The 26,516-nt window shown below is 73.4% G+C and carries 18 protein-coding genes and 1 riboswitch; of the genes, 11 read left to right on the top strand and 7 right to left on the bottom strand.

The features are described from left to right. Window positions 1-915: RNA polymerase sigma factor (locus V7E46_RS08765; RefSeq protein WP_443054090.1), on the top strand; the 915-nt coding region annotated here is incomplete at its 5' end. An 82-nt stretch (window positions 916-997) separates the two neighbouring features. Here V7E46_RS08765 and sucD read toward each other — a convergent pair. From sucD to V7E46_RS08740, 5 genes are all read right to left on the bottom strand, one after another. Next, window positions 998-1,885 carry a succinate--CoA ligase subunit alpha gene (gene sucD / locus V7E46_RS08760; RefSeq protein WP_329175427.1) on the bottom strand — a complete coding sequence of 296 codons (888 nt, stop codon included), beginning with the start codon at window positions 1,883-1,885 and terminating at the stop codon, window positions 998-1,000. A 22-nt stretch (window positions 1,886-1,907) separates the two neighbouring features. Next, entirely contained in the window at window positions 1,908-3,080 is a 1,173-nt protein-coding gene (sucC, locus tag V7E46_RS08755) for an ADP-forming succinate--CoA ligase subunit beta (protein WP_333767888.1), read from the bottom strand. Between the two features lie 286 nt (window positions 3,081-3,366). Next, the gene (locus V7E46_RS08750; protein ID WP_333767887.1) at window positions 3,367-4,551 is read right to left on the bottom strand and encodes a VWA domain-containing protein; all 1,185 of its coding nucleotides are present in this window, start codon (window positions 4,549-4,551) and stop codon (window positions 3,367-3,369) included. After that, window positions 4,544-6,976: a DUF5682 family protein gene (locus tag V7E46_RS08745; protein ID WP_333767886.1), complete on the bottom strand. Its 2,433-nt coding sequence runs from the start codon at window positions 6,974-6,976 to the stop codon at window positions 4,544-4,546. Before V7E46_RS08745 ends, V7E46_RS08750 begins: the two co-directional genes overlap by 8 nt. Then, window positions 6,973-8,085 carry an ATP-binding protein gene (locus V7E46_RS08740; RefSeq protein ID WP_333767885.1) on the bottom strand — a complete coding sequence of 371 codons (1,113 nt, stop codon included), beginning with the start codon at window positions 8,083-8,085 and terminating at the stop codon, window positions 6,973-6,975. Before V7E46_RS08740 ends, V7E46_RS08745 begins: the two co-directional genes overlap by 4 nt. A 138-nt stretch (window positions 8,086-8,223) precedes the next feature. Here V7E46_RS08740 and V7E46_RS08735 point away from each other — a divergent pair, with 138 nt between their 5' ends. Both V7E46_RS08735 and V7E46_RS08730 read left to right on the top strand, forming a co-directional pair. Continuing rightward, a complete protein-coding gene (locus tag V7E46_RS08735) occupies window positions 8,224-9,558 on the top strand; it encodes an SWIM zinc finger family protein (RefSeq protein WP_333767884.1) in 1,335 nt (444 codons plus the stop codon). A 199-nt stretch (window positions 9,559-9,757) separates the two neighbouring features. Then, window positions 9,758-11,338 carry a DUF5691 domain-containing protein gene (locus V7E46_RS08730; RefSeq protein WP_333767883.1) on the top strand — a complete coding sequence of 527 codons (1,581 nt, stop codon included), beginning with the start codon at window positions 9,758-9,760 and terminating at the stop codon, window positions 11,336-11,338. A gap of 226 nt (window positions 11,339-11,564) precedes the next feature. Here V7E46_RS08730 and V7E46_RS08725 read toward each other — a convergent pair whose 3' ends face one another. After that, window positions 11,565-11,975 carry a cobalamin B12-binding domain-containing protein gene (locus tag V7E46_RS08725; RefSeq protein WP_329175440.1) on the bottom strand — a complete coding sequence of 137 codons (411 nt, stop codon included), beginning with the start codon at window positions 11,973-11,975 and terminating at the stop codon, window positions 11,565-11,567. 506 nt (window positions 11,976-12,481) lie between these two features. Between V7E46_RS08725 and V7E46_RS08720 the strand changes: the two genes are divergently transcribed. Then, entirely contained in the window at window positions 12,482-13,195 is a 714-nt protein-coding gene (locus tag V7E46_RS08720; RefSeq protein WP_333767890.1) for an esterase/lipase family protein, read from the top strand. A gap of 138 nt (window positions 13,196-13,333) precedes the next feature. Then, complete coding sequence (locus tag V7E46_RS08715; protein ID WP_333767882.1) at window positions 13,334-14,809, top strand: M23 family metallopeptidase; 1,476 nt, start codon at window positions 13,334-13,336, stop codon at window positions 14,807-14,809. Between the two features lie 128 nt (window positions 14,810-14,937). Here V7E46_RS08715 and pcrA read toward each other — a convergent pair whose 3' ends face one another. Next, window positions 14,938-17,355, bottom strand: a complete 2,418-nt coding sequence (gene pcrA, locus V7E46_RS08710; RefSeq protein ID WP_333767881.1) for a DNA helicase PcrA — start codon at window positions 17,353-17,355, stop codon at window positions 14,938-14,940. A gap of 193 nt (window positions 17,356-17,548) precedes the next feature. On the opposite strand from pcrA, the gene V7E46_RS08705 reads away from it, so the two are divergent. The 6 genes from V7E46_RS08705 (at window position 17,549) to V7E46_RS08680 (ending at window position 26,462) form a co-directional block, all read left to right on the top strand. Further along, window positions 17,549-18,670, top strand: a complete 1,122-nt coding sequence (locus V7E46_RS08705) for a C40 family peptidase (protein WP_333767880.1) — start codon at window positions 17,549-17,551, stop codon at window positions 18,668-18,670. Window positions 18,671-18,821: 151 nt separating this feature from the next. Continuing rightward, window positions 18,822-18,978, top strand: a riboswitch (cyclic di-AMP (ydaO/yuaA leader). A gap of 7 nt (window positions 18,979-18,985) precedes the next feature. Continuing rightward, window positions 18,986-20,026, top strand: coding sequence for a C40 family peptidase (locus V7E46_RS08700; RefSeq protein ID WP_333767879.1), 1,041 nt, complete (start codon window positions 18,986-18,988; stop codon window positions 20,024-20,026). Between the two features lie 332 nt (window positions 20,027-20,358). Next, complete coding sequence (locus V7E46_RS08695) at window positions 20,359-21,534, top strand: C40 family peptidase (protein ID WP_333767878.1); 1,176 nt, start codon at window positions 20,359-20,361, stop codon at window positions 21,532-21,534. A gap of 266 nt (window positions 21,535-21,800) precedes the next feature. Next, the gene (locus V7E46_RS08690; RefSeq protein ID WP_333767877.1) at window positions 21,801-22,259 is read left to right on the top strand and encodes a hypothetical protein; all 459 of its coding nucleotides are present in this window, start codon (window positions 21,801-21,803) and stop codon (window positions 22,257-22,259) included. Next, window positions 22,256-24,871 (top strand): tetratricopeptide repeat protein, encoded by a 2,616-nt coding sequence (locus V7E46_RS08685; RefSeq protein ID WP_333767876.1) that lies wholly within the window; start codon window positions 22,256-22,258, stop codon window positions 24,869-24,871. The genes V7E46_RS08690 and V7E46_RS08685 overlap by 4 nt, the downstream gene beginning before the upstream one ends. Window positions 24,872-25,316: 445 nt before the next feature. Next, window positions 25,317-26,462 carry a methyltransferase domain-containing protein gene (locus tag V7E46_RS08680; RefSeq protein ID WP_333767875.1) on the top strand — a complete coding sequence of 382 codons (1,146 nt, stop codon included), beginning with the start codon at window positions 25,317-25,319 and terminating at the stop codon, window positions 26,460-26,462. Window positions 26,463-26,516 lie beyond the last annotated feature (54 nt).

The raw sequence follows: 26,516 nt of genomic DNA, 5'->3' as shown, positions 1-26,516 counted from the left end.
CCCTCCACCCGAGCCGGCGCAGCGCACCCGCACGGGTTCGCGAACGTCACGCCTCCCGCTCCCCCGCCCGGCCCCAAGACCTCCCGTCCGCGCAAGCCGGGTCCCCTGACCGACCGTCCGCGGAGGCCCGCGCCCGGTCCCGTACGCGTGCGGATCGTCTACCGGCCGGTCGGCGCGACCGTCCTCGCGCCAGCACAAGCGCGAACACCAGCCGACACCGCCGCCCCCGCGGACGCGTTCGACGCGCTCTACCGGCGCAGCGCCGCCGACCTGCGGCGGCAGGTCGCCGTGCTGACCGGGGACCGGGCACTGGCCGGGCGCGCCGTGCAGCGGGCGTTCGACGCGGCCTGGCAGCAGTGGCCCGAGGTGGCGCGGGACAGCGACCCGGTGGGATGGGTGCGGGCAGCCGCGCACACGTACGCGCTGGCACCCTGGCAGCAGCGGCTGCCGGGGCGGCGCAAGGCCCGGCCGACAGCCGGGGCCGGGCTGCCGCAGGCGCTGGTGCGGCTGCGGCCGGAGCGGCGGCGGGCGCTGCTGCTGCACGACGGGCTGGGGCTGACCCTGGCGGAAACGGCCGCCGAGGCCGAGTCGAGCACGACGGCCGCCGCGTCCCGGATCATCGGCGCTCGGCGGGAGTTGGCCGCGGCGGCGCCCGACGACTACGACGGCGGCGACGCGACGGCCCTCCTGGCCGCCCTGCTGGCGGCGGAGCCGGACGTCCCCGATGATGCGCCGTCGGGCGTACGGGCCGCGAGCGAGCGCGGGACGCGGCGGCGTACGGCCGGGGTCCTCGCGATGGCCGGCGGGCTCGTGCTGGCCACCCTCGTGTGCATGGTCGCGGGGCCGCAGCAGGCCGCCCCGCCCCCGCGCGGCCCCGCGCACCAGCAGCGGGCCGAGCAGCCGGCGGGCACCTGACGTACGGCACGACGACGGCGTGGACCCGCTCCGGGTCCACGCCGTCGTAGGCCGGACGAACGGCCTGGCAAGCAGCCTGACGTCAGCCGACGAGGATCTCGCGGGCCAGCCGGGCGGTCTCGGACGGGGTCTTGCCGACCTTGACGCCCGCGGCCTCCAGGGCCTCCTTCTTGGCCTGCGCCGTGCCGGAGGAGCCGGAGACGATGGCGCCGGCGTGGCCCATGGTCTTGCCCTCGGGCGCGGTGAACCCGGCGACGTAGCCGACGACCGGCTTCGTCACGTTCTTCTCGATGTAGGCCGCGGCCCGCTCCTCGGCGTCGCCGCCGATCTCACCGATCATCACGATCAGGTCGGTGTCGGGGTCGGCCTCGAACGCGGCGAGCGCGTCGATGTGCGTGGTGCCGATGACCGGGTCGCCGCCGATGCCGACCGCGGACGAGAAGCCGATGTCCCGCAGCTCGTACATCATCTGGTACGTCAGAGTGCCGGACTTCGACACCAGGCCGATGCGTCCGGGCTTGGTGATGTCGCCCGGGATGATGCCGGCGTTGGACTGGCCGGGGGTGATCAGGCCGGGGCAGTTCGGGCCGATGATGCGGGTCTTGTTGCCCTTCTGCTGGGCCAGCGCCCAGAACGCGGCGGAGTCGTGCACCGCGACGCCCTCGGTGATGACGACGGCCAGCGGGATCTCGGCCTCGATGGCCTCGACCACGGCGTCCTTGGTGAACTTCTCCGGGACGAAGATGACCGTCACGTCCGCGCCGGTGGCCTCGATGGCCTCCTTGACGCTGCCGAAGACCGGGACCTCGCGGCCCTGGTCGAAGGTGACGGTGGTGCCGGCCTTGCGCGGGTTGACACCGCCGACGATGTTCGTGCCGTCGCCGAGCATCAGCGTGGTGTGCTTCATGCCGGTGGCGCCGGTCATGCCCTGGACGATGACCTTGCTGTCCTTGGTGAGGAAGATAGCCATGGTTGTCTTGTGTCCTCGTCCCTTACTTCGCGGCCAGCTCGGCGGCCTTGTCGGCCGCGCCGTCCATGGTGTCCACCCGCTGGACCAGGGGGTGGTTCGCGTCGGAAAGGATCTTCCGACCCAGCTCCGCGTTGTTGCCGTCCAGACGCACGACCAGCGGCTTGGTGACTTCCTCGCCCTTGGACTTGAGCAGTTCCAGCGCCTGCACGATGCCGTTGGCGACCTCGTCGCAGGCGGTGATGCCGCCGAAGACGTTGACGAACACCGACCGCACGTCCGGGTCGCCGAGGATGATCTCCAGGCCGTTGGCCATGACCTCGGCGGAGGCGCCGCCGCCGATGTCCAGGAAGTTGGCGGGCTTGACGCCGCCGTGCGCCTCACCGGCGTAGGCGACGACGTCGAGGGTGGACATGACCAGGCCCGCGCCATTGCCGATGATGCCGACCTGGCCGTCGAGCTTGACGTAGTTGAGGCCCTTGGCCTTGGCCTTGGCCTCCAGCGGGTTGGCGGCGGCCTTGTCCTCCAGCGCCTCGTGCTCGGGCTGCCGGAAGGCGGCGTTCTCGTCGAGCGAGACCTTGCCGTCGAGCGCGACGATCCTGCCCTCGCCGGTCTTGACCAGCGGGTTGACCTCGACCAGCAGGGCGTCTTCCTTGATGAAGACGGTCCACAGCTGCTGGAGCACATCGGCGACCTGGTCGGCGATGTCGGCCGGGAACTTCGCCGCGGCGACGATCTCGGCGGCCTTCTGCGGGGTCACGCCCTCCAGGGCGTCCACCGCGACCTTGGCGAGCGCGTCAGGGTTCTCCTCGGCGACGACCTCGATCTCGACGCCGCCCTCGACCGACGCCATGGCCAGGAAGGTGCGGTTGGTGCGGTCCAGCAGGAAGGAGACGTAGTACTCCTCCTTGATGTCCGCGGTCTCGGCGAGCATCACCTTCTGGACGGTGTGGCCCTTGATGTCCATACCGAGGATGGCCTCGGCCTTGGCCACCGCGTCGGCCGGGTCAGCGGCCAGCTTCACGCCGCCGGCCTTGCCGCGGCCGCCTACCTTGACCTGCGCCTTGACGACCGCTCGGCCGCCGAGTCGCTCCGCCGCCGCGCGTGCCGCTTCAGGCTTGTCGATGACTTCACCGGCCAGCACCGGTACACCGTGCTTGGCGAAGAGATCCCTCGCCTGATACTCGAACAGGTCCACGCGCGTCCGTCTCCCTTTTCCCTGGAATCCGCTGGAAGTAAGGCTGGATGTCACTCCGGCGTCGGCAGGAGGCTGCCGCCATGAGTGCAGCGCCGCCTGCCGGCTGGGCGTGCCGCTACGGGCAGGGCGACCGCACGTCACCAGCTGTCACCAGGGAAGCGCACGCGGTGTCCGAGTACGCGGCATGTCCGTCTTGCAGGTTATCGCCGTGCACGGGCGCGTCCTAAATCGCTGATCGGTTGCGAGCGGTGAGAACGGTCACAGATCGCCGTGCGCTTCCCGGGGGTCACGCCTCGGGTATCGGGATCCGGCGCTTCTCGATGGCGGCGGCCATCACCTCGGGGAAGAGGTCGGGCGTGCAGGCGAAGGCGGGGGCGCCGAGCGCGGCCAGCGCTGCCGCGTGCTCCCGGTCGTAGGCGGGGGCGCCCTCGTCGGACAGTGCGAGCAGCGCCACGAACTGCACCCCCGACGCCTTCATCGCGGCCACCCTTTTCAGCATCTCGTCCCGGATGCCGCCCTCGTAGAGGTCGCTGATCAGTACGACCACGCTTTCCGCCGGACGGGTGATGAGCGACTGGCAGTACGCCAGCGCCCGGTTGATGTCGGTGCCGCCGCCCAGCTGGGTGCCGAACAGCACGTCGACCGGGTCGTCCAGTTGCTCGGTCAGGTCCACCACCGCGGTGTCGAAGACCACGAGGCGGGTGTTGATGGACCGCATCGAGGCGAGGACCGCGCCGAAGACCGACGCGTAGACGACGGACGCGGCCATCGATCCGGACTGGTCGACGCACAGCACCACGTCCTTCTTCACCGACCGGTCCGCGCGACCGTAGCCGATCAGCCGCTGCGGGACGACCGTGCCGTGCTCGGGCAGATAGTGCTGGAGGTTGGCGCAGATGGTGCGGTCCCAGTCGATGTCGCCGTGCCGGGGCCTGCTGACCTTCGCCGACCGGTCGAGCGCCCCGGTCAGCGTGGCCCGGGTGCGGGTCGCGAGCCGTGACTCCAGGTCGTCGACCACCTTCCTGACCACGGCCCGCGCGGTCTCCCGGGTCGTCTCGGGCATCGCCTTGTTCAGCGACAGCAGGGTGCCGACCAGGTGGACGTCGGCCTCCACCGCCTCCAGCATCTCGGGCTCCAGCAGCAGCGCCGACAGCCCGAGCCGGTCGATGGCGTCCCGCTGCATGACCTGGACGACGGAACTGGGGAAATACCGGCGGATATCGCCGAGCCAGCGGGCGACCTGCGGCGCCGACCCGCCGAGCCCGGCCGTACGCTCGCCGGCCCGGCCCGGCTGCCCGCCCGCGCCACCCGAGCCGTACAGCGCGGTGAGCGTGCGGTCCATCGCCGCGTCACGCCCCGCCAGCTCGTAACCCGTGCCGTCGGACGCCGGACCGCCGCCCAGCACCAGCCGCCAGCGCCGCAGCCGCTCGTCGGCGTACTCGGCGCTCGCGGCGCCCCCCGTGTCAGTCATCGTCCGCTCCCCCATCCCCGTGCGTGCCCAGATCGGTCGTCGTCGTCGTGCCCAGCAGCAGCCGTACGGTGTGCGCCGCCGCCTCCGCGCGGGCCGGGTCGAGGGTGGTGCCGAAACCGGGCAGCCCCGGCTCCGCCGCCTCTCCGCCCCGCCGCCGTACCGCCGACGGCCCGCGCCGCGCCAGCTCGCCGACCGTGCGCCGCACCCCCGGCTCGAACTCGGCGAACGTCCGCCGCAGCAGCGGCAGCACATCGCTGAACGCCTCCGCCGTCACCCCGCCGAGCCAGCCGTCCACCAGCGCCAGCAGCTTCTCGTCGTGCACCAGCAGCATTCCGCCGCCTGCGAGGAAGCCCTCGATCCAGCCCGCCGACTCCGCCGGTCCCGTCCCCGCGGACAGCGCCAGGCCCATCAGCCGGGCGGCCTGCTCCGCGTCCAGCCGCCCGTCGTCCAGCAGCAGCCGGGCGGCGGCTCCGCGCAGCAGCCCCGGTATCGCCTCGTCGCGGTCGGCCAGGGTGCGCAGGGCGGCGGCCCAGCGGTCCCGCAGCGCCGGGTCCGGGAGCAGGGCGACCGCCCGGTGCACCTCGTCCACCTGCGCGCGCACGGCCGCGGCACTGTCCGCGTCCAGACCCGTGCAGGCCGGCGGCAGCCCGACGCAGATCCGCAGCGCCAGGCCCTCCGCGACCTCGCCGAGCGCTGCCGAGTCCGTGCCGCGCACATCCCCGTAACGCACCGCCCGCACCAGCGCGGGCAGCGCCGCCGCCAGGTGCGCGACATCGGTGTCCAGGGCCGCCCGGTCGGCCAGCACCCGCATCACCACGGGCAGCGCGTCCGGCAGCCCGGCCAGCAGGCACGCCTCGGCTGCGGCGGTGACCTCGGCGAGCGTGGCGGAATGCGCCGCTGCGTCCTCCGCCTTCGCCGTGGCCGCCGACGCCACCGTCGTCCCCCATATCCCGGCCTCGGCGACCCGCACCGCCAACTCCGGCTCCCAGCGCAGCCGCCAGGTCTCCCGGAAGGTGCCCTTGCCGTCCCGGCCCCTGGCCGGCTCGCCCCAGCCGACGCCGAGCAGCGCCAGCCGGTGCAGCAGCCGGCTGCGGGCCGCGTCAATGTCCTTGCGCAGGTCCAGATCCAGCTCGCGGTCCAGCGCCTCGGGCTTCAACCGCAAAGTACGCTGCTCCCTGGCCAGGTCGCGGGCCAGCGGCACCGCGGGCGCGTCCGGCGGCACCTCGCCGAGCACATCGCCGACCACCAGCCGGTCCCTTATCAGCGCCAGCGGCACATCGGAGCCGTCGCACATCACGGCCCGGATCGCGTCCGTCGTCTCGCCGAGCCCGGCCAGCGGACGGCCGCGCATCGCCGCGAGCGTCTCGGCGAGCCGCACCGCCTCGATGACATGCGCCGACGAGACCGGCAGGTCCTCCTCCCGCAGCAGCCCCGCGACCTTGGTCATCCACCGGGTGACCGGCCGGTCGGCGGCGGTGAACAGATGCCGATACCAGCCCGGCGAGTCGATCCCCGCGCCGTATCCGCTCGCCCGGGCCAGCCTGCGGTGCGTCCACGGCACCCACGTCGTCTCGACCTTCGCCTTCGGCAGCCCTTTGAGCAGCTGTCGGTCCGCGGCCACCGCCGTACGCCCGGCGAGCGCGGGCACATGCCACGCCCCGCACACCACAGCCGTCCGTTCGTACGCCCGCCGTGCCTCGCGCAGCCGGAGCCGCATATGCGCCTCCCGCACCGGGTCCTGGTCGTGCCCGCCGTCCCCGTGGAGCGCGCGGATCGCGGCCATCGCCTCGGCGAGCGCGGCGAACGGCGCCAGCGGATCACCCTCGTCCGCCCCGCCCCGGTGCTCGACCGCGTCCTCCCACCAGCGCTCCGGGTCGTCGTACCCGGCCGTCTCCGCCAGCACCGCCAGCGGGTCGACCCGCACGTCGATGCCGCCAGGACCCGCGCCGGGCGCCGCCGGGACACCCTCGGGGACGGCGGGCGGTGCGGGCTCCTCGCCGGTCGGCGCGCGCAGGGCCAGGCTGTGGGCGGCCGGCAGGTCGATGAAGCGGACCTCGGCGCCCGCCTTCGCGGCCCAGCGCAGCGCGACCCACTCGGGCGAGAACTCGGCGAACGGCCAGAAGGCGGCCCGCGCCGCGTCGTCCACCACATGGGCCAGCAGCGCCACCGGCGGGCGCATCGCGGGGTCGGCGGCCAGCGCGACCAGCACGTCGGCCTCCGGCGGCCCCTCGATCAGGACCGCCTGCGGCCGGTACGCGTCCAACGCGGCCAGCACCGCCCGCGCGGACCCCGGCCCGTGATGCCGCACCCCCAGCAGGACGACGCCCTCCGGGACGTCGGCGCCGGCCGTATGCGCCGCCGCAGTGGCCGCCGCGCGGTCGGCGGCGTCCGACACGGCCGGACCCGGGGCGGTCGGCGGCGTCATGACGTCACCTCGCGGCAGGCACGGTAGAAGTCCTTCCAGCCGTCCCGCTCCCTGATCACCGTCTCCAGATACTCCAGCCACACCAGGCGGTCCGCCGCCGGGTCGCGCACGACGGCGCCGAGGACGCCGGCCGCGATGTCGCCCGCGCGCAGCACCCCGTCGCCGAAATGCGCCGCCAGCGCGAGGCCGTTGGTCACCACCGAGATCGCCTCGGCCGTCGACAGCGTGCCCGAGGGGGACTTGATCTTGGTACGGCCGTCCTCCGTGACGCCGCCGCGGAGTTCACGGAAGACCGTGACGACCCGGCGGATCTCGTCGGCGCCCCGGGGCGCGGCCGGCAGGTCGAGGCCGCGGCCGATCTGCTCGACCCGGCGCGACACGATCTCCACCTCGTCCTCCGCGCTCGCGGGCAGCGGCAGCACCACCGTGTTGAACCGGCGGCGCAGCGCGCTCGACAGGTCGTTGACCCCGCGGTCGCGGTTGTTGGCGGTCGCGATGAGGTTGAAGCCGCGGACGGCCTGTGTCTCCGTGCCCAGCTCGGGGATCGGCAGCGTCTTCTCCGACAGGATCGTGATCAGCGCGTCCTGCACATCGGCCGGGATACGGGTCAGCTCCTCCACCCGGGCGATCCGGCCCTCGGCCATCGCCCGCATCACCGGACTGTGCACCAGCGCGGCAGTGCTCGGGCCGTGGGTGAGCAGCTGGGCGTAATTCCACCCGTAGCGGATCGCCTCCTCGGGGGTGCCCGCGGTGCCCTGGACGAGCAGGGTCGAGTCGCCGCTGATCGCGGCGGCCAGATGCTCCGACACCCAGGTCTTCGCGGTGCCGGGCACCCCGAGCAGCAGCAGCGCCCGGTCGGTCGCCAGGGTGGTGACGGCCACCTCGACGATCCGCCGCGGACCCACGTACTTGGGTGTGACGACCGTGCCGTCCGGCAGCGTCCCTCCCAGCAGATACGTGGCGACCGCCCACGGGGACAGATTCCAGCGCGCCGGGCGCGGGCGGTCGTCGACGGCGGCGAGCGCGACGAGCTCGGCCGCGAAGGCCTCCTCGGCGTGCGGCCGCAGGGCCTGCTCGGCGCCGGCCGCGGCGCTCGTCGTAGCGGTCATGGCTGTCCCCCACTCGTCGAACGGACCCCCTTCGGTCCGTGCTGTTCCCACTTTGCACCCGACCACTGACAATCCGTCACAGCCCGCTATCCACGCAGGTCAGAGGGATTGTCAGTGGTCGGTCCTAGCGTGGTCTGCATGGAGGACACGGAAGCTCGGTGGACAGCGGACCAGGTGCTCGCGCTCGCACCTGACGCAGCATCACGCACGGCGGGCGCGCGGCTCGCGGCGCCCGCGCCGTGGTCCGGCACGGGCGCGGCGGGCACGGCGGTGTGGGGGCTGTGCGCGGGCAGCGGCAGCAGGCCCTATCAGACGGTCGTCGATCTGAGCGGCCCCGCTTTCGCGTGCTCGTGCCCGAGCCGGAAGTTCCCGTGCAAGCACGCGCTGGGCCTGCTGCTGCTGTGGGCGGCCGGAGATGGCGGGCCGGTGGCCGCGGGGGCGGCCGAGCCGGAGTGGGCCGAGCAGTGGACGGCGGCACGCCACAGGAAAGCGGAAGCGGCTGCCGCCGCCGTGCCAGGTCCCGGGGCCGCGCCGGGCGGCCAGGAAGCGGCGAAGAAGCGGGCGGAGCGCCGGGCGGTCCGGGTGGAGGGCGGCGCGGTCGAACTGGAGCAGCGGCTCACCGATCTGCTGAGAAGCGGTCTCGCGGGGTCCGACCGCGCCGGATATCAGCAGTGGGACGAGATCGCAGCCCGGATGGTGGACGCGCAGGCCCCCGGGCTCGCCGCCCGGGTGCGCGAGCTGAGCACGGTGGCCGGCTCCGGGGGTGACTGGCCGTCCCGCATGCTGGAGGAGACGGGCCTGCTGCATCTGCTGGCCCGCGGCTTCCTCGGGCGCCAGCGGCTCCCGGCGCCGCTGGCCGAGACGGTGCGGACCAGGATCGGCTTCACCGTCGACTCCGCCGAATTGCTGGCGGGGCCGCTGGTCAGAGGGCAGTGGCTGGTCCTCGCGCAGTACGACACGGCGGACGAGCGGCTGACGACCCGGCGGATCTGGCTGTACGACGGCGCGTCGGGACGCTTCGCTCTTGTCCTCTCCTTCGGTGCGGCAGGCCGGGCCCCCGAACTCGCCCTGCGCGTCGGCACGGTGCTCGATGCCGAGTTGGCCTTCCACCCGGCCGCGGTGCCGCTCCGCGCGGTCCTCGGCACGCGCTACGGCATGGGCCTGCCCGAGGAGGTGCCGCCCGGCACGGCGGTCGGCCCCGCGCTCGACTCCTACGGCACCGCCCTGGCCGACGATCCCTGGCTCGACGCGTGGCCCGTCCTCCTCACCGACGTCGTCCCCCTGCCCGGGCAGGACCGTTGGCACGTGGCCGACAGCGCGGATGCGGCGGTGCCGCTGCTCGGGGCCGATCACTGGCGGCTCGCCGCCATATCCGGGGGGCGCCCCGTCACCCTGTTCGCCGAGGCCGGCCCCACCGGCCTGCGCCCCCTTGCTGGGTGGACGCGGGCGTCGCCGATACCGATCGCTCTGTAGGGGGTGACGCATCCTGGCGGTTCTTCGGCCGGAGGACACACCACAAGAGGCAGGGCCCTGGGAGGTGCTGGGGGGTACCCGGCAATTTCCTCGGGGCCGGGCTGGGGCGACCCGGCACGACAGGGGGTCGCGGGGGTACGGGCACGTACATACGCTCAGCCGCGGCGCGATCGTCGGGACTGAACGAGGAGGGACTCGAATGGACATCGGGTGGGACGACCTCGTCGGAAGCGCGTTGCTCTGGACGGAGCGGCGGCGCCCGGGCGGGGTGGTGGGGGACGCGGCGGAGACCGCCGCGGGGCTGCTGGACGCCGCGGCGGCCGGGGCGGTACGGCGGCGGGCCGGGCTGCGGCCCGCCGTGGCCGGGCAGCGGCCGACGGTGGCGCCGGAGGACCGGCGCGCGGAGTTGCCGCCCGCGGCACGCCGCCGGCTGGAGACGCTGCTGACCGACCGCGCCGGCGGCACCAGCGGAAACCGGCGCGGCTCGGCGCCGAATCTGGCCGAACTGCTGCCGCAGTGGCTGGCGGCGGCACACCGCGAGGGCTACGCGGCCCCGCCGGAGACACTGCCGGCGTTGCTGGACGCGGCCCGGGCGCGGACGGATCTGCGGGCGGACGCGCTGGCCTTCGCCGGCCCCCGCGGGCGCTGGCTCGCCGGGCTGAACCCGGACTGGAAGTACGCGTTGCGGGCCGGCGCGGGAGCGGTTCCGGGACCCGACCCGGAAGGGCGCGAGCAGGCGGAACGGCTGTGGGAGGAAGGGCTGTTCGCCGAGCGGATCGCCCTGCTGAGCCGACTGCGGCTGACCGGGCCCGCGACCGCGCTCGCGCTGCTGGCCGCGACGTGGAAGAGCGAGCGCGCCGAGGACCGGCTGATGTTCGTCGACTCGCTGCGGACCGGGCTGTCCGCGGCGGACGAGCCGTTCCTCGACCAGGCGCTGAGCGACCGCAGCCGCAACGTACGGGCGACCGCGGCCGAACTGCTCTCCGCGCTGCCGGAATCCGCGCTGGCCGCGCGGATGGCGGCCCGCGCGCGCAGTTGCATATCCCTCGGCCCCGACGGCATTTCGGTGGAGGCGCCCTACGAGTGCGACGCGGCGATGGAACGGGACGGGGTCGCCCCGCGACCGCCCAACGGGCGCGGGGAGCGGGCGTGGTGGCTGGGCCAGTTGGTCGACGCGGCGCCGTTGGCGACCTGGCGGGCGCGGTTCGGGGGCCGCACCCCCGAGCAGATCATCGGGCTGCCCGTGCTGGACGACTGGCAGCCCGATCTGCACGCGGCCTGGTGCAGGGCCGCCGTCCGGCAGCGGGATACCGAGTGGGCGCGGGCGCTGCTCGGGCCGCCGCCGGCACCGTCAGGACCGCTCGGGGCGGTCGGCGACCCGGCGAAGCTGCTGTCGATACTGCCCGGGGAGGAGCGGGCGGAATGGGTCGCGGCGTTCATCGCCTCGCACGGGCTGTCCGAGGCGTTCCAGATGCTCGGAGTGTGCGCGGTGCCGTGGGCCGCGCCGCTGGGGCGGGCGGTGACCGACGCGCTCGACATCGCGCGGGACGCGGGCAGCTATCCGTGGAGTTTCAGCGGGGTGATGGGGCTGGCCGAGCGCTGCCTCGACCCTGCGAGCGCGGAGCAGGTCGCTGCGCTGGCCTCGGCCGGGGAGGAGCCGGCTGATGGGGCGCCGGGCGCTGCCGCGTACTGGGGGGAGGCGTTTCAGCGGCTGGGCAGCACGTTGAGGCTTCGAGCCGCGATGTGGGATGAGCTTCGCCCTGCGGGCGGCGCTGGGTGACCCTGCGGGCTGCACCCGCTGGCCGGCTCCGGGACCTTCTCCCGGTGGTGGGCTCGTCGCGCAGTTCCCCGCGCCCCTAAGTGGGTGCCACTTGCGGTGGGCCGTGGCCCTGCTGCCCCGTCGAGGCTGGGCGTGCAGTTCCTCGCGCCCCTGGGTGGGTGCCGCTTGCCGTGGGCCGTCGCCCTGCTGCCTTGTCGGGGCTGGCGGCGGGGGCATCCGCGCGGGGTCAGGCTGCCGCGGAGGAGACGTTCGCGTTGACCCAGGCCACGATGTCGCCCGTGGAGGTGCCGGGGGTGAAGATCGCGGCGACGCCGAGTGCCTTGAGCGGGGCGATGTCCGCCTCGGGGATGATGCCGCCGCCGAAGACCTTGATGTCCTCCGCGTCGCGGTCCTTGAGCAGCTCGATGACCTTCGCGAAGAGCGTCATGTGGGCGCCGGAGAGGATGGACATGCCGATGGCGTCCGCGTCCTCCTGGATGGCGGTGTCCACGACCTGCTCGGGGGTCTGGTGGAGGCCGGTGTAGATGACCTCCATGCCCGCGTCCCTGAGGGCCCGGGCGATGACCTTCGCCCCTCGGTCGTGGCCGTCGAGTCCCGGTTTGGCGACGACTACCCGGATCGGACCGGACACACCCATCTCTGCCTCCATGTGTATGCCTCGCTTGCCGCGGACCGCCCTGTGTGAACGAACGTTATCTCCCGTGTCCAGTGCCCGTCAGTTTTACGGACGGCTCCGAGGGGGAAATCACACAGTGGGACACATTCCCCAGAAGTCGGGCCGACGGTGGCCCATACGGGCGAGGGACACGCCCGGGCCGACCGGCGACCCGTCGAGATTCCGAGGAGCCGCCGCCAGGACGCCGCGTTGCCGCTCTCGCCAGCCGCAGAGCGCGGTGACGCGGCATCCGCGGGCCCGTCCGCGGGCGCCGGTTCCTCCGATGGCACCGGGGTCAGTGCGGATTCCGGGGCCGCGACGGGAGGTGGGCCATGGCCGGCCAGTCGTCGGGGGCGAAGCAGGGCTCAGGTCAGGGCACCGGCAAAGGCGCAGGTCACGGCGCCAGAACGGACGCAGGCCGGGAGGAGGAGCCGGACGGCACCGGAAGCCGCCTGTGGCACGGGGTGGGGCTGGCCAGGGCGACCGCGATGGACCTGGCGGTCCTGGCGGGGCACCTGGTGCTGTATCCGACCGGGATGCTCCCGGAGCGCGGCCACGCGCGGGACACCGGCAGGGCGCATCCACCGGTTCTCCTGCTGCACGGCTTCGTGGACAACCGCTCGGCCTTCGCCGTGCTGCGCCACTCGCTGCACCACCACGGATGGACGCAGGTGCAGGCGTTCAACTACTCCCCGCTCATCGGTGACATTCGCGCCGCCGCCGAGCTGCTGGGCCGCCACGTGGAGCAGGTCTGCGCGCAGAGCGGGCGCCGCCGGGTGGACATCGTCGCGCACAGCCTGGGCGGGCTGATCGCGCGCTACTACGTTCAGCGACTGGGCGGTGACCTGCGGGTACGTACGCTGGTCACGCTGGGTACGCCGCATGCCGGCACCCGGGCGGTGCCCGTGCTGGCGCCGCATCCGATCATCCGGCAGATGCGGCCGGGTTCCGAGGTCCTGGTCGAGCTGGCGCAGCCCGCGCCCGGGTGCCGTACGCGGTTCGTGGCGTTCTGGAGCGACCTGGACCAGGTGATGATCCCGGTGGAGACCGCGCGCCTGGTCCACCCGGACCTTCCGGTGGAAAACATCAAGGTCAGCGGGGTGGGACACCTCGCGCTGCCCGTGCACGGCACGGTGGTGGCCGAGATCCGCCGGGCCCTCGCGGGCGCCGGTCCGCTGCGTCCCGCGATCGAGGCGGCATAACGGACACATAACGGTCGGATATCGACCGAACGCCGGGCAAGCCGGACGTGACGTTACGGGCAGAGATTGTGGCCTTCCCCGGAGGCGGCTACAGTCACCGCTAATTCTCCTGCTGCCGAGGCGAAAGAGAAGCTGGCGGTGAACAAACGTCACCCGTCGGGGCACGTCCCCGACTACGACGCTTACGCGTACGACGCCTATTCCACGGGCGTGCACCAAGCTGTCGGCACCGTCTTCGCCGACGACACCATGACCGGGACGTACGGGTACATCCCGCAGCAGACTCCGCAGTACGGCTACGGCCAGCCGCAGGCCGAGCAGCAGGGCCAGGGCCAGGAGTACGCCTACGGCACCGGCTACAGCTACGACTACGGCCAGGGCCAGCAGCACGCCCAGCCGCAGCAGCCGCAGCAGAGCTACGACCCGTACGGCTACCCGACCGGTGCGACGTACTACGACACCGGCACCTACGACGCCCAGCAGTTCGCGTCGTACCAGCAGCCGCAGCAGCAGAGCAGCTACCCGCAGCAGGACTGGGACTCGGGCGCGTACCCGGCGTACGGCTACGGCTACGACGCCAGCGGCGACACCGGCGTCTACGAGCAGCTTCCGCCGCAGGCGTACGAGCAGCAGCAGTACGAGCACGACCAGCACCAGTACGCGCAGCAGACGCCGATGCCCGAGCCCGACCCGTACCGCGAGGCCCCGGTGTCGTACGCCGCCGAGCCCGAGCCGTTCGCGGCCGAGGTCCACGGCCGCGCCGAGGCGGCAGCCGAGCCCGACCCGTACACGTACGAGCCGTACGAGCCCGCGGAGCCCGAAGCCGCCGCCGAGAGGCACGACTACGCCGCCGACGGCTTCGAGCCCGGCGCCCCGGCGGCCCGCAGCAGGCGCCGCAAGCCCGCCAAGCGCTCCGCGCTGCTCACCGTCGCCGTGCCCTCGGTCGCCGTGATGGGCGTGGCGGCGGTCGGCGCGGCGGCCGTGACCGGGGTGGGCGTGGCACAGGGGGACTCGGGCAGCGCGCACACCGATGCCCAGGCCGCCACCGGCAAGGCGCCGACGACCCAGCTCGACCGGCAGCTCGCCGGGGTGAGCCAGGACGCCACCGACTTCGCGGACCGCGCCAGCCGTACGCAGGAGCGGATCGACCTCAAGGACCGGCAGGCGGCGGCGAAGGCCGCGGCGGCAGCGGCGGCGGCGCGCAAGGAGGCGCTGCGGCCGAAGTTCGTGCTGCCGGTCAAGCACAAGGGGCTGAGCGCCTACTTCGGGCAGGCCGGCGTCAACTGGATGGCCGTACACACCGGTATCGATTTCCCGGTCATGGTCGGCACCCCGGTGATGGCGGTGACGGACGGCACCGTCCGCACGCAGTGGAACAGCTCCTACGGCAACATGGCGATCGTCACCGCCCCGGACGGCACCGAGACCTGGTACTGCCATCTGAGCAGTACGAAGATCCGCAGCGGTTCGGTGAAGGCCGGTACGGTCATCGCCTACTCGGGCAACACCGGCAACACCACAGGCCCGCACCTCCACCTTGAGGTACGGCCCCACGGCGGTTCACCGATCGACCCGCTGTCATGGCTGCTCAAGCACGGCCTCGACCCGCGATAAGCCCGCTCCCCACCCGCCATAAGCACGCCTGCGACCCGCGGTAAGCACGTGGGCCGCAGCACCGGCGAGCCCGAAAGCCCGCAGCGCCACGGTCCTGCGCCCAAGCCGGCACCGGCACCGGCACCGGCCTACAGCTTCTGCACCGGCGCGTAGCGCAGCAGCAACTGCTTGGGCCGCTCGTCACCGAAGTCGATCGTCGCCTTCTCGTCGCCCGGCTGCCCGGTGACCGAGACGACTGTGCCCAGGCCGAACTGGTCGTGGGTGACGCGGTCGCCCACCTTGAGCGTGATGACCGGCCGGTCGCCGGCCGACCGCCGGGTCGCGAAGCCGCCGGAGGCACCGCCCCGCCGCCCGCCGCCGCCCAGCGTCGTGGACAGTGACGCCGCCGCCTTCGACACCGGGCCGCCGCCCGGTCCGGCGGCCGAACCGGTGCGCTTCCACTCGATCAGCGTCGCCGGGATCTCCTCAAGGAAGCGCGACGGCGGGTTGTACGCGGGCTGGCCCCAGGCGCTGCGCATCATCGAGCGGGTCAGATAGAGCCGTTCGCGGGCGCGGGTGATGCCGACGTAGGCCAGCCGCCGCTCCTCCTCCAGCTCCTTGACCTCGCCCAGCGCCCGCATGTGCGGGAAGACGCCGTCCTCCATGCCGGTGAGGAAGACGACCGGGAATTCCAGGCCCTTGGCGGTGTGCAGGGTCATCAGGGTGATGACGCCGTTCGCCTCCGCGTCGTCGTCGGGGATCTGGTCGGAGTCGGCCACGAGGGCGACGCGCTCCAGGAAGTCGGACAGGGTGCCTGGCTCGTCGTCGCCGCGCTCCTGCTCGAATTCCATCGCCACCGCCGCGAGTTCCTGCAAGTTCTCCACCCGGGTCTCGTCCTGCGGGTCGGTGGAGGCCTGCAACTCGGCCAGATAGCCGGTGCGTTCGAGCACCGCCTCCAGGACGACCGCGGGACCCGCGCCCGACTCCACGATCGTGCGCAGCTCGTCCATCAGGGTGTTGAACCGCCGGACCGCGTTCGCCGAGCGCGCCGCCGTGCCGTAGGCCTCGTCCACCCGGCGCAGGGCGGCGGCGAAGGAGATCTTCTCGCGCAGCGCGAGGGCGTCGATCATCGCCTCGGCCCGGTCGCCGATGCCGCGCTTGGGCACGTTGAGGATCCGCCGCAGGGGTACGCCGTCCTCGGGGTTGGACAGCACCCGCAAGTACGCGAGCACGTCTCGGACCTCGCGCCGCTCGTAGAAGCGGACGCCGCCGACGACCTTGTACGGCAGGCCGACCCGGATGAAGACCTCTTCGAAGACACGGGACTGCGCGTTGGTGCGGTAGAAGACGGCGACGTCGCCGGGGCGGGCGTCGCCGGCGTCGGTGAGGCGGTCTATCTCGTCGGCGACGAACTGCGCCTCGTCGTGCTCCTGGTCGGCGGCGTAGCCGATGATGACCGGGCCGTCGCCGGACTCGGTCCACAGGTTCTTCGCGCGCCGCCCGGCGTTGCGCTCGATGACGGCGTTGGCGGCGGACAGGATGGTCTGCGTGGAGCGGTAGTTCTGCTCCAGCAGGATGGTGCGGGCGTCCGGGTAGTCCTCCTCGAACTGGAGGATGTTGCGGATGGTGGCGCCGCGGAAGGCGTAGATGGACTGGTCGGCGTCACCGACGACGCACAGCTCCGCCGTGTCCTCGCCGGTGCCCACCAGCTCGCGCACCAGGGTGTACTGGGCGTGGTTGGTGTCCTGGTACTCGTCGACCAGGACGTGCCGGAAGCGCCGCCGGTAGTGCTCGGCCACGTCCGGGAAGGCCTGGAGCAGGTTGACGGTGGTCATGATGATGTCGTCGAAGTCCAGCGCGTTGGCCTCGCGCAGCCGGGCCTGGTAGAGCGCGTAGGCCTCGGCGAGCTTCTTCTCGAAGCTGTTCTCCGCCTGTCCGGCGAAGGTCTCCTCGTCGATCAGCTCGTTCTTGAGGTTGGAGACCTTCGCGCTGAAGGACTTCGGCGGATACTGCTTCGGGTCGAGGTCGAGGTCCCGGCAGACCAGGGCCATCAGCCGCTTGGAGTCGGCGGCGTCGTAGATCGAGAAGGACGAGGTGAAGCCGAGCACCTTCGACTCGCGGCGCAGGATGCGCACGCAGGCGCTGTGGAAGGTGGAGACCCACATCACCTTCGCGCGCGGGCCCACCAGCTCCTCGACCCGCTCCTTCATCTCGCCCGCGGCCTTGTTGGTGAAGGTGATCGCGAGGATCGAGCCGGGGTGGGCGTCGCGGGCGGCGAGCAGGTGGGCGATGCGGTGGGTGAGGACCCGGGTCTTGCCCGAGCCGGCGCCGGCGACGATGAGCAGCGGCCCGCCGGAGTGCTCGACGGCCGCGCGCTGCTGCTCGTTGAGCCCTTCGAGCAGCTGGGCGGGGTCGGTGGCCGGGCGCGGGGCGCCGTTGCGGTAGTACGCGTCGCGCCCGCCGCCGCCAGCGCCCCAGTCCTCCGGGGGCGGCGGTGCGTCGGGGTCGGCGGGTTCCGGCGCCACGTGCAGACCGGGCAGGAAGTCGTCGTCAAAGAGGCTGCTCATCGCCTCCCGAGTCTAGAGGCCCGCACCGACAGTGGCGCCCGCTTCCCCGCCGGTAGCACCTTTTACACCCTCCGTGACATCCGGACTTGATTACGAAAAGGTATCGGGCCTATCGGACACCGCTCTTCCCAGCGGCGCCGACGTGCGGCTACGGTGCCGCACCAGGCAGCATCCGGAAGGAGTCCGCCCGGCAATGGCGACGCACCGTAAGGCCCGCACCGCGATACTCACCGCCCCGCGCACCGCCGTGGGGCTGACGACGGCCGCCCTGGCCACCGTGACCCTGTTCTCCGAGACCGCGGGCGCCGCGCCCGCGACCCCCGCGCCGCAGCCGTCGATCGCCCAGGTGAAGGCGAAGGTCGACGCGCTGACGCACCAGGCGGAGGTGGCGACCGAGCACTACAACGGCGCCAAGGAGAAGGCGAGCCAGCAGAACGCCACCGTCAACAAGCTGCTGGCGCAGGCGGCGCAGAAGACGCAGGCGCTGAACGACTCGCGCCGGCTGCTCGGGCAGTACGCCGCCGCGCAGTACCGCTCGGGCGGTGACGACTCGACCGGGCGCTTCCTGCTGGCCGACGACCCGCAGGACCTGCTGGACCAGGCGCATCTGACGAGCCTGCTGGGCAAGCGGCAGAAGTCGGCCGTCGAGTCCTACCGGGTGCAGCAGGCGGCGGCCACCCAGCAGCGCATCGAGGCGGCCAAGAGCCTGGCGACGCTGACCACCCAGCAGGCGCAGCTGCGTACCGCCAAGGCCGATGTGCAGACCAAGCTGGGCGCGGCCCAGACGCTGCTGAACAGCCTCACCGCGCAGGAGAAGGCCCGGCTCGCGGCGCTCCAGGCCCAGCAGGAGGCGGAGGCCAGGAGGAAGGCCGCCGCCATCGCGGCGCAGGAGAAGGCCAAGGCGGAGACGGCGGAGAAGGCCGGTACGACCGCGGGCACGACCGCGCACACCGTCCCGGCGAACGCGTCGGTGTCGGCCAAGGCCATCGCCTTCGCGCGCGGCCAGTTGGGCAAGCCGTACGTGTGGGGCGCGACGGGGCCCGACTCCTTCGACTGCTCGGGCCTGACGCAGGCGGCGTACAGGGCGGCCGGCATCCGGCTGCCGCGGACCACGGGCGAGCAGGTGGACGTCGGCACCCGGGTGTCGCAGTCGGACCTGGAGCCGGGCGACCTGATCTTCTTCTACAGCGACGCCAGCCACGTCGGCCTCTACATCGGCGGCGGCAACATGATCCACGCTCCGCACACGGGAACGGTCGTCAAGGTCGCCCCGATCACCGAAATGCCGATCTATGCGGCGGTTCGTCCGTACTGATCCCGCACGGAATCCGTACCGGCCGATCACAAACCGTAAGATCACAAAGCGATTTCGGTCACGTTGCAATCCAAACGTCCCAACTTTCGGAGAAGTTGAGTACGGTATCCCGCTAGGTGGTGCGTTCCCCGCCGGTGAAAATGCCGGCACCGCGCCGCCTCCGCTCAATCCGGCCCAGGCCGGAACCGGGGACCCACCACGCGCCATTGGGGTGAATCGGGACAGACGCCGGAAAGCGTTCGACCCGTAGGGCTACCTTCCCAGCCCGAACCCGTCAGCTAACCCGGTCGGCGGTTCACGGAAGGAGTCGCCTTCGTGGCGTCGCACCGCAAGCCGCGTCCGCGGATACTCGCCTCGACCGCCCCCCGTGCGGCGGTCGGCGTCACCGCGGCGGCCATCGCCTCGGTCACCCTGCTCAGCGAAAGCGCGAGCGCGGCTCCCGCGAAGCCCAAGCCCTCGATCACCGAGGTCAAGGCGCAGATCGACACCCTGAACCAGCAGGCCGAGGTCGCCACGCAGAATTACGACCAGGCCAAGGAAAAGACCGAGACCCAGCGCGACAAGACCAACCAGCTGCTCGCGCAGGTCGCCCAGAAGACCCAGCAGATGAACGAGTCGCGCCGGGTTCTGGGCCAGTTCGCCAGCGAGCAGTACCGCGACGGCGGTATCGACCAGACCGTGCAGCTGCTGCTCGCCGCCGACCCCGAGCAGTTCCTGAACCAGTCGCACATGGTCAGCCAGCTGTCCGCGACCCAGGCCGACGCGCTCAAGAACTTCCAGATCCAGCAGGAGCAGGCCTCGATCCAGCGGGCGCAGGCCACCGCGAGCCTGACCCAGCTCACCACCGCGCAAAAGCAGCTGACCACCCAGAAGAACACGGTGCAGACCAAGCTCGCCGCCGCTCAGAAGCTGCTGAACAGCCTCACCGCCGAGCAGCGCGCCAAGGTCGCGACCATCCACAAGGGCTCGACCTCGACCACGAGTTACACCTACAGCGGGCCCGCCTCCGGCCGCGCCGCCGCCGCGATCAGCTTCGCGCTCGCCCAGCGCGGCAAGCCGTACGTCTACGGCGCCACGGGTCCCGGCTCGTACGACTGCTCGGGCCTGACCGGGGCGGCCTACCGCGCCGCGGGCGTCACCCTCGGGCGGACCACGTACGACCAGGCCAAGCAGGGCGTCGCCGTCTCGAAGGCCGACCTGCGGCCCGGTGACCTGGTCTTCTTCTACTCCGGGCTGTCCCATGTGGGCATCTACCTGGGCAACGGCCAGATCGTGCACGCCCCGCACACCGGCGCGTTCGTCGAGGTCGCCCCGCTCAGCTGGATGCCCTTCGCCACCGCCCGCCGCGTGGCCTGACCGCGGCCCGCTTCCACGGGTCGCGGCAGCGGGGCCGCCAGCCGGGCCGGCAGCCGGAAAAACGGCCGATCGGTCAGGTTGGGTCGCACCAGGGCCCGGTCACCGGTCGAACGGCGGTCGTTTCCTTGCAGGGGTCGGCCGATAGGGGGCAGTCCCGGTCAGTGCCGCCCGGCGCGCCCCCCGGCAGGTTTAGCGTCGCTCCCCAGGTGGCCGACACCCCTTGCCGTCCCGGTCAGGACGGCACCGGTCACCCCCGCCGAAGGCCCGGCGGTGTCCTGCTCCCCCGTGCAGGCGCCGCCGGGCCGTCCCCTGGAAGGAGTGACGGCCCCGCAATGGCCTCACACAGTCCCGCCCGCACTCCCGCCCACCGCAAGAAGCGCACCGGCTCAGCCACCGGCCCGGCCGAAAGCGACAGCACCACCGGCAGCACGCGCACCACCAGCACCACCAGCAGTACCCGCAGTACCCGCGCCACCCGCGGCGCCCGCACGACCGTCCGGATCAGCGTCACGCTCGCGCTCGCGTCCGCCGCCTCCGTCTCGCTGTTCGGCGAGACCGGGTACGCCGACCCGCAGCTCACCCCGGCGCAGGTCGGTACGAAGGTGGCAGCGCTCTACCAGCAGGCGGAGCAGGCCACGGAGGACTACGACGGAGCCAAGGTGCAGGCCGACACCGCGAGCGCGGCGGTCGCCGCCCTCCAAAACGAACTCGCCCGCAAGACCGCGACGCTGAACAGCACCAGGGACGCGCTGGGCGGTATCGCCGCCGCGCAGTACCGCTCGGGCGGCATCGACCCGCTGCTGCAACTCGCGCTCAGCTCCGACCCCGACAGCTATCTCGCGCGGGCGTCGTACCTCAACCAGGCGGGCACCCAGCAGAGCGCCGCGCTGGCCCAACTGGCCGCGCAGCAGCAGGACATCGCCCGCACCCGGGCCCAGGCCACGGACAGACTCGCCGACCTGCGGGCCGCGCAGGCCAAAGTCGCCGACCACAAGCGCACCCTCCAGGCGAAACTCGCCGCCGCCCAGGCGCTGCTGGCCCGGCTGACCACGGCCCAGCGCGCGGCGGTCGCGGCCTCCGACGGCCCCGGCTCACCGGCGGGCGCGTCCGCCGCCCGGGACACCGTACGGGTCCCGCTCGCCGCGATCGGGGCGCCGTCCCCGCGCGCCGCCCAGGCGGTGGCGTTCGCCTACCGCGCGCTCGGCCTGCCGTACGTGTGGGGCTCGACGGGACCGAACGCGTACGACTGCTCGGGTCTGACGCAGGCGGCCTGGCGGTCCGCCGGGGTGTCACTGCCCCGCACCACCTACACCCAGATCAACGCCGGCACCCGGGTCTCCCGGTCCGAACTCCAGCCCGGCGACCTGGTGTTCTTCTACTCGGGTGTGAGCCATGTCGGCCTCTACATCGGCGGCGGCAACATGATCCACGCGCCGCACCCCGGCTCCCCGGTCCGTATCGCCCCGATCAGCGAGATGCCTTTCGCGGGGGCGGTACGTCCCGGTTGAGCCGGGGCGCGGCGGCGGACCTGTTGAGCCGGAGCCCGGCGGCGGCTCCGGCGTCACCCCGCCTCGGGCGGTGCCGGAGCCCGGCACCGCCGCCCGGTACTTGCCGGTCGCCGCGGCCTGCGCCCTGGCGCCGAACAGCCCGTACGCCCACAGGCGCGGCCAGGCCCGCGGTGACGGCCGCCCGCGGCCCCGGGCGCACGGGGAAGTCCCTTGGTCCGGTCGGATGCGGCTTCTACGATGGGTGGGTCGACAGGGGGTGAGACGCCATGGCGGCGCTGACGAGAACGGTGGCCTGGTGCGGGGTCGGCCTGGGAGCGGCGGCATCGGTCGCGCTCGTGGTGGCGGCCTTCACCGCCGGCCTCGACACCGCAGGGCAGTGGTCCGGGATCGCGGGGGCCGTCGTGGCACTGGGTACGTTCTCCGCGTCGATGTACGCGCTCGCCGGCCCAAGGACTGCGCCCCCGGCGTCCCCGCCACCCGTACCGCCCGCCGCCGCGCGGGCCTCCGTCACGGCGTCGGGGCGCGGCGCCATCGCCTCGGGCGGCGGCATCGGCGTGGTCTCGACCGGCGGCGCCCCCGTACCGGCCGCGCCCGGCCCCATGCCGCCCTTCACGGCCGCGCGGGAGACGACGGTCGACGCGTCGGGTGCCGGGTCCGTCGCCTCGGCCGGCCACATCGGCTACGCGGTGACGGGCGAGCCCGGCGCCGGTCCGGCCGAGCCGTGAGCCCCGTGCCCCGCAGCCGCCGCAAGCCGCATTCCGAAGCGCCACGGGACCCGCCCTCCCCCGTCGAGCCCACCGCGCCCGGGATCGCCGCCTCCGGGGACGGAGCCGTCGCCGCCGGCGGCGACATCGGCGTCGCCGTCACGGGCGACGGCATCGGCGTACAGCTCAACGCCACCTTCGTCGTGCCCGGCGGCGACATGCCGGCCGCGGCCGTCCTGCTGCTCATGCCCGACGGGAGCGTCCCGCGGGTCGGGCAGTTGGGCCTGGCCTCGTTACGGGTGCATCCCGCCGCCGTGCCCGAGGCGCCCGCCGACGGCGGGACCGTCGCGACCGGCGCCTTCCCGGTGTACGTACCGCGGGACTGCGACGCCGAGCTGGACCGGGCGGTGGCCGCCGGCGGTCTGGTGATCGTGGAGGGCAGGTCCGCCGCGGGCAAGTCGCGGGCTGCGGCCGAGTCGATGCAACGGACCGCCGCAGGGCGCCAGTTGCTCGTCCCCGAGGACAACGCCTCGCTCGCCGCGCTCGCGCGCCGGCCGCCCGGTGCCCTGCGCGACGCCGTCGTGTGGCTCGACGACCTCGAACGCTTCTGGGCGGAGCGCGGCTTGACCGCCCATCTGTTCAACCGGCTGGCGCCACCCGGCCGTTCCGACGTCGTCGTGCTGGCCACCCTGCGGTCCGAGGAGCGCCGCCAGTTGGGGAGGCTGGGCGCGTTCGGCGACCTGCTGCGGCTGGCCACCGTCGTACGCCCCGCCTTCCACCCGAGTGCAGCGGAAAGGCAGCGGGCCGAGGAGCAGCGCGCCGACCCCCGTATCGCCCAGTGGCTGGACCGGGGCGGGGACTCGGGACTGGCCGAGTATCTGGCGGCGGGCCCGGCCGCCGTCGACCGCTGGCTGGCCGGGCGGGACGGCCAGGACCTGGTCGGGGCGGCGCTGGTGTCCGCCGCGGTCGACTGCCACCGGGCCGGCTACCACCGCCCGGTCCCGCTGGCCCTGCTGCGCGAGCTGTGCGCGCACTACCTGGACCCCCGGGACGTCCACCGCGCCGCGGACCTCGCCGCGAGCACGGCGTGGGCGGCGGAACCGGTCAGCGGCGCCAGTTCCTGCCTGATCCCTTACGGGGACGACACCTTCGGGGCGTTCGACTACCTGGTCGACCACGTCCAGCGGGACGAGGCCGCGCCGCCGGTGCCCGAGGACGTATGGGACCGCCTGCTGGTCCACGCCAGTGGTGACGACCTCACCAGCGTCATCGGGGCTTCCTGGAGCGACGCGATCACCACCGGCAGGCCCGCGGTCATGGATGCCGCACTCGCCCACCTGGGCAGGGAAGCCGACGGCGAGGCCGACTTCGACAAGATCGCGCAACTGGCCAACCACAGTTTCGTGTTCACCGGCAGCGCGCAGGACGGCTGGGACTGGTCAACCCGTTTCGAGCACTGGCTCCGGCCGCACGTCGAGGCGGGAAACACGCGCGCGATGGCCGCCCTCGGCGTGGCCCTGCTCCTCGGCACCGACCGCCCCGAGGAGGGCGAGGCCTGGCTGCGCCGGGCCGCGGCGGCCGGTGACGACAGCGCGGCGGCCGACCTCGCGCAGGTGCTCCACGAGGCGGGCAGGACGGACGACCTGCGCACCTGGCTGGACGCCGCGATCGCCGCCGACCGCGGAGCGGTGATCACCTGCTTCGCAGGCGAGCTGATCCGGCGCGGCCAGCCGGCGGAAGCCGAGCGCCTGTTGCTGCGGGCCGCGGCGGCGGGCAGCGCCGCGGCGGTCACCGGCCTGGCGTCGCTCGCCGCGCAGAAGGGCGACACCGGGGCGGCGGCGCGGTGGTACGAACGGGGCGTCGCGCTCGGCGATCCGACGTCCCAGGTCGAACTGGGCGTCCTGCTGTGCCGGCAGGGCCGGGACTGGGAGCGGGCCGAGTCGCTCCTCCGCGCCGCCGACGACGCGGGCGATCCGCTGGGCGCGTACCACCTGGGCGTCCAGTTGCGCCCGCTGGTCGGCCGCTGGCAGGAGGCCCTGGACTGCTTCCGCCGGGCCGCGGCGGGCGGTTGGCGGCCGGCGGAGGCCGAGGCGGCGCTCATGGCGCACCTGCGCCATGACGCGGTCGGCCTCGCCGAGTGGTGGGAGCGGGTGCGGGAGACCCGCGACGGCGGCGAGACCGTGCGCGAGTTCGCCGACCGCCTCGTCGACGTGGCCGACCTCCCGGCCGCGGCACGCTGGTACGAACGCGCCGCCGGGCTCGGCCGCGCGGACGCGATGTCCCGCCTCGGCGACGTCCACCGCCTGCGCGGCGATCTTCCGGCCGCGATCACCTGGTACCGCAAGGCCGCGGACGGGCTCGACCCGCGCGGGCAGCTCCATCTCGGCGCCGCCCTCCTTGAGTCCGGCGACCTCGCCGGGGCCGAGACCGCGCTGCTGGCCATCATGAACGTCATCGAGACCACCGACGTCCGCGACGAGGCCAGGAGGCGGGCGATGCTCGCCCTCGCCGACCTCTACCGCCGCCAGGGCCGGGACGCCGACGCCGAGGAGTGGCTGAGCGAGGCCCGGCGGTGGAGCGGGCGCGCCGCCGCGGATCCGGAAGGTCCCCGAGCCGGTCCGCAGGGCCTCTGACGGCGGTCAGCAGTGCGCGCCCCGGCCCGGGCGGAGGCGGAGCCTCGCACTATCACCCGAGGTAGTGCTTGCGTCAGGGGGGGTTATTGATGCGGACGTTGTTCGACACCGAGGATCTTCCGCCGCGTGAGTCCTTGATCAGCCGACTGGATCGGCGGCCGGATCAGCCGCCACCGCGGCACTGAGCATGCCACCCGGCACTGACAAGCCGGGGCGCCGCCCCTGGCAGGTTCCCGCGCGGGCGGCGCCTCCATGCGCGCCTGGACAATCCTCACAGTTTGCGCCAGCATGACTCCAGAGAGTCACGAGGAAAGGAGCACCCGATGGGGGAGCACGAGAAGCCGCCCGCGGATCCCGGACAGGGCGAGCCGCCGCCCGGGAACACGGACGGACAGGTGCCGCCACCGCCGCCGTCCGACGGGAAGCACAAGAAGTAGGCGACGTCATGGCCGAGTTCGAAAGAGAGCGGGAGCGGCTTGCCGACACCATGGACAAACGCGGGGCCTGGCCTGCGCGTTCGCCGTGGATTCGGGAGGCCGTCGACACCCTGCCGCGCCACGCGTTCGCGCCGGACCGGCTGTGGCGCTGGGACGGGGGCGCGTACACGCCCGTCGACCGCGCCACGGATGCGGAGCAGTGGGCCGACGAGGTGTACGCGGACCCCGACGCGGCGGCCGTCACCCAGATCGGCGACGGAGTGGCGACGTCCAGCCTGTCGTCACAGGGTGTGGTGGTCGACATGCTCGACTCGCTGCTGCTCGAACCCGGCCATGCCGTACTCGAGTTGGGTGCCGGCACCGGCTGGAACGCGGCACTGCTCGCCCGCCGCGCGGCCCCCGGGCGGGTGGTGAGCGTCGAGGTCGACGCGGAGCTGGCCGACCGGGCGCGGGCGCGGCTCGCGGCGGTCGGCGCCGCCGTGGACGTCGAGGTCGGCGACGGCACGAAGGGCTGGCCCGCGGGCGCCGCCTATGACCGTGTGATCGCGACCTATGCCGTGGAGCGGGTCCCCTGGGCCTGGGTCGAGCAGACCCGGCCCGGCGGCCGGATCGTCACCCCGTGGGGCAGGCTCGGCCATGTCGCGCTCACCGTCGCCGCCGATGGCCGCAGCGCCTCGGGCTGGATGCAGGGGCTCGGGCAGTTCATGCCCGCGCGTGGCGTGCCCGGGTATGCCGAGAGCGGCTATGCGGCGGTCCGCGGCCGGGAACCGGCCACACGGCAGCGGGAGTTCACCCGCGATCTGACCGTGCTGCGGGACGATACGCATCTGCTGTTCGCCCTCCGGGTCGCGCTCCCGGACCTGCGCGTCTCCTCGGCGACCGACGCGGACGGCGTCAACGCCTGGCTCCACGACGGCAGATCGTCCTGGGCCGCGTTCTCCGTCCACGACACGGGCCGCACGACGGCGTACGAGGGCGGCCCGCGCAGCCTGACCGACGAGCTGGAACTCGCCTGGGACCAGTGGCTCGCCGCCGACCGCCCCGACGTCTACGACCACGGCATGACGGTGACCGCCACCGAGCAGTTCGTCTGGGTCCACGGCCCGGACCGGGTGGTACGAGGTCAGGCCACGGCCAGCAGGTGCGGGGCTTAGGCCGCGACGGCGCGGCGCGGCCACCAGTGGAGGACCACGCCGCTGCCGTCGTCC

It is taken from the genome of Streptomyces sp. IBSBF 2435, assembly GCF_036815005.1.
Taxonomy (GTDB): domain Bacteria; phylum Actinomycetota; class Actinomycetes; order Streptomycetales; family Streptomycetaceae; genus Actinacidiphila.
Note: the sequence above shows the minus strand (reverse complement) of the source record. Positions and strands in the feature narration are given on the sequence as shown.

What these genes read in the sequence shown, in the direction of transcription:
- V7E46_RS08720 (WP_333767890.1), top strand. Translation starts at nt 12,482, where the DNA reads ATGGACCTGGCGGTCCTGGCGGGGCACCTGGTGCTGTATCCGACCGGG.
- V7E46_RS08735 (WP_333767884.1), top strand. Translation starts at nt 8,224, where the DNA reads ATGGAGGACACGGAAGCTCGGTGGACAGCGGACCAGGTGCTCGCGCTC.
- V7E46_RS08730 (WP_333767883.1), top strand. Translation starts at nt 9,758, where the DNA reads ATGGACATCGGGTGGGACGACCTCGTCGGAAGCGCGTTGCTCTGGACG.
- V7E46_RS08725 (WP_329175440.1), bottom strand. Translation starts at nt 11,975, where the DNA reads ATGGGTGTGTCCGGTCCGATCCGGGTAGTCGTCGCCAAACCGGGACTC.
- V7E46_RS08750 (WP_333767887.1), bottom strand. Translation starts at nt 4,551, where the DNA reads ATGACTGACACGGGGGGCGCCGCGAGCGCCGAGTACGCCGACGAGCGG.
- V7E46_RS08740 (WP_333767885.1), bottom strand. Translation starts at nt 8,085, where the DNA reads ATGACCGCTACGACGAGCGCCGCGGCCGGCGCCGAGCAGGCCCTGCGG.
- pcrA (WP_333767881.1), bottom strand. Translation starts at nt 17,355, where the DNA reads ATGAGCAGCCTCTTTGACGACGACTTCCTGCCCGGTCTGCACGTGGCG.
- V7E46_RS08745 (WP_333767886.1), bottom strand. Translation starts at nt 6,976, where the DNA reads ATGACGCCGCCGACCGCCCCGGGTCCGGCCGTGTCGGACGCCGCCGAC.
- V7E46_RS08705 (WP_333767880.1), top strand. Translation starts at nt 17,549, where the DNA reads ATGGCGACGCACCGTAAGGCCCGCACCGCGATACTCACCGCCCCGCGC.
- V7E46_RS08695 (WP_333767878.1), top strand. Translation starts at nt 20,359, where the DNA reads ATGGCCTCACACAGTCCCGCCCGCACTCCCGCCCACCGCAAGAAGCGC.
- V7E46_RS08680 (WP_333767875.1), top strand. Translation starts at nt 25,317, where the DNA reads ATGGCCGAGTTCGAAAGAGAGCGGGAGCGGCTTGCCGACACCATGGAC.
- sucD (WP_329175427.1), bottom strand. Translation starts at nt 1,885, where the DNA reads ATGGCTATCTTCCTCACCAAGGACAGCAAGGTCATCGTCCAGGGCATG.
- V7E46_RS08690 (WP_333767877.1), top strand. Translation starts at nt 21,801, where the DNA reads ATGGCGGCGCTGACGAGAACGGTGGCCTGGTGCGGGGTCGGCCTGGGA.